Source organism: Psychrobacter sp. TB67 (assembly GCF_000511065.1).
GTDB classification, from domain to species: Bacteria; Pseudomonadota; Gammaproteobacteria; order Pseudomonadales; family Moraxellaceae; genus Psychrobacter; species Psychrobacter okhotskensis.
In genome coordinates, this window is sequence record NZ_AYYA01000018.1 from 1 (window position 1) to 2,645 (window position 2,645).

Below are 2,645 nucleotides of genomic sequence, written 5' to 3' on the forward strand. Positions count from 1 at the left end.
TGAGCTATGCTGAAGAAACCGTACAACTAAACTTGGTAAACTAAGCGTATTCACAGGAGTTTACCATGACCAAGAAAATCAGAACTTACAGCACAGAATTTAAAGCAGAAGCCGTTAAGAAGATAGCAAACAATAATGGCAATATCTCAGCGACCGCAAAGCAGCTTGGCATCGCCATGCAGACCTTATCTAATTGGCATAACAAAGCCAACCAAGGCAAGCTTGTAGGAACAGAGCAGTACGATCCACAGCTCATAGCCGTGATTGAAGAGAACAAGCGCCTCAAACGACAGCTTAAAGTAGCCGAAGAGGAACGAGAGATATTAAAAAAGGCGACGGCGTACTTTGCAAAGCACAGCTAGTCAGGTACGCCTTTATCAAAGATAACCAGCACTTCTTTAGCATCACCACTATGTGCCGTGTGCTAAAGATTAAGCATTCAAGTTACTACGACTGGCTGAGTCGCGATATCAGCGAGCAGCAGATACATCGCAACCATTGCGAGCTACTCGTTAAAGCCGCTCACAGTGAAAGTAAAGAACGTTATGGTTATGAACGTTTGCATGCAACGCTCACCGAGCAAGGCCATGACATTAGCCTATACATGGTTAGAAGCATTAAAGAGGAACATGGCATCAAATGCCGTCGCCACAAGCGCTTTAAAGTCACTACCGACTCCAATCACAACAAGCTGATCTATCCAAACGTACTGGATCAGAAGTTTGATGCCAGTCGCCCTAACCAAGCGTGGGTCAGTGACATCACCTATATTTGGACACTTGAGGGTTGGCTGTATTTAGCAGGCGTTAAAGACTTATACACTAAAGAGCTTGTCGGTTACGCTATTAACAAGCGTATGACCGCAGATTTAGTATGCCGTGCACTCAACATAGCGATTAAGAACAAACGACCCAGTAAAGGGCTAGTCGTTCACTCTGATAGAGGCAGTCAGTACTGTAGTCATGCCTACCATAAGATCATCAAGCAGCATCAGCTTACAGGCTCAATGAGCGCTAAAGGTAACTGCTTTGATAACGCACCTATAGAGAGCTTCTGGGGCGTATTAAAGAATGAGTTAATATATCATCAGGACTATAAGACCAGATTTGCCGCCATTACCGATATCATTAGATATATCGAGTTGTACTACAACCAAACGAGAATTCAAAAGGGTTTAGGCTATAAATCGCCAAGACAGGTGTGGTTTGACTATTATCGTCAGGCTGCGTAACTAAAATCTCCCAAGTTTAACTGTACGGATTTGACGGCAGGGGTCAGATTGATTGGAGGCACGATAGGCGAATTAATAGGCAATGGAATTTATGAAAAAACTAAGAGTTAGATTATGAAAAAAACAAAGGTAATTTTACACTTATCGTCATTTATATTTTTTACAATATTATTTTATATACTGTTTTTAAAGGATGGTGAATTGTTTGATACGAATTTTTTTGTATTTATTGCAGCGTATATACTGTTTGCTCTCGCTCCTCTATTAAGCCTAGCTTTACAATATGAAGTTAGTAAAGATAATGAGTTTTTTAATAAATTTACAAGTGGCACTACTAAAGATTTTAAAATGGATGACTATCTGCGGATATCTTTCTTGCTTTTTTATAATATTGGAGCTTATGCTGGTATTCAAATAAGAAATAAAGTATTAAAAAAAGAATATAGAAAAACAGATATGAGACATATAAAGATAGTCAATGAAATTTTAGATAGAAAAAAAATTTTACTCGTTATTTTAATTATTCAATTATTGATAACTATATTATTGTTCAGCAGCTACTTTTTTATACGGTAAATCTAGATTTAATGATTATCTTTAAAGTTCAAAATCAACTATCAGCGTGACCTAACATTACCAATACTGATATACAGGTAGATGACTGGATTATTAATACCCTATGCAATCTACAACCAGAGCTGGTCTCAGCAATTCTTAATCGTTCTCAAAGTAATATAAACTCTGATAGGCTTTATGATGTATTGAAAGGTGATATTCAATCCTCTCTACTATTCTTGACTGAGTACCTTGAACAAAATGGGGATAAGTATAATAAGTTATATATAGTCAGCTCAAAATAAAATTGTTATGGTTAGGACAAACATCATAAAACAATTTGGATAAGTCGTTTTCCATCCAGCCTTGGCGTAGAAACTTCACCTGAGCCCATTTCTTCTCAATAGGGTTCAAATCAGGGCTGTACGGCGGCAGCCATAGAATACGATGACCATGCCTATTCAGTAGCTTTTGAATACGCTTACTCTTATGAAATCTGGCATTATCCATCACAATCACGCATTTGGTTTTAAGACTTGGGATTAGCTTGTGTTTGCACCAGTGATAGAAGACGATGCTGTTGATGTTGTGCTTAAAGTAATCTAGGGCAAACAGCATCTTTTCATATAGAGCACCGATAACGTTGGTTCGCCTTTTACCTTGCCAGTTGTAGCTATCGATACAAGGCTCACCAATCGGTGCATAGCCATGAGAGCGAATGGTCTCGTGCTCAAAGCCGCTTTCGTCCATATATACAATGGGGTAGCCTTGCTGCTTAAAGTGCTCAAGCTTATTCTGATATATCGCTCTTTTGATCGGACAGGCTTTTGGATGTTCTAAAGTCTTTTTTTTGACTGAT

General features: G+C 38.6%; 3 protein-coding genes. 2 read left to right on the forward strand and 1 reads right to left on the reverse strand.

Annotation, left to right across the window (positions count from 1 at the left end; translation table 11 throughout):
- The first annotated feature begins 65 nt into the window (after positions 1-65).
- Positions 66-1,231, forward strand: a protein-coding gene (locus tag W293_RS0102960) for an IS3 family transposase (protein ID WP_156915624.1) whose coding sequence is annotated in 2 segments (ribosomal slippage) — positions 66-324 and positions 324-1,231 — 1,167 coding nt in all. Because the reading frame shifts where the segments join, the coding sequence is not laid out codon by codon here.
- A gap of 114 nt (positions 1,232-1,345) precedes the next feature.
- Positions 1,346-1,807 (forward strand): hypothetical protein, encoded by a 462-nt coding sequence (locus tag W293_RS0102965; RefSeq protein ID WP_025651032.1) that lies wholly within the window; start codon positions 1,346-1,348, stop codon positions 1,805-1,807.
- Between the two features lie 270 nt (positions 1,808-2,077).
- On the opposite strand, the gene W293_RS0102970 is transcribed toward W293_RS0102965, so the two are convergent.
- Positions 2,078-2,645 (reverse strand): IS630 family transposase (locus W293_RS0102970; protein ID WP_156916403.1); only part of this gene is annotated, 568 nt, incomplete at its 5' end.

What these genes read in the sequence shown, in the direction of transcription:
- W293_RS0102965 (WP_025651032.1), top strand. Translation starts at nt 1,346, where the DNA reads ATGAAAAAAACAAAGGTAATTTTACACTTATCGTCATTTATATTTTTT.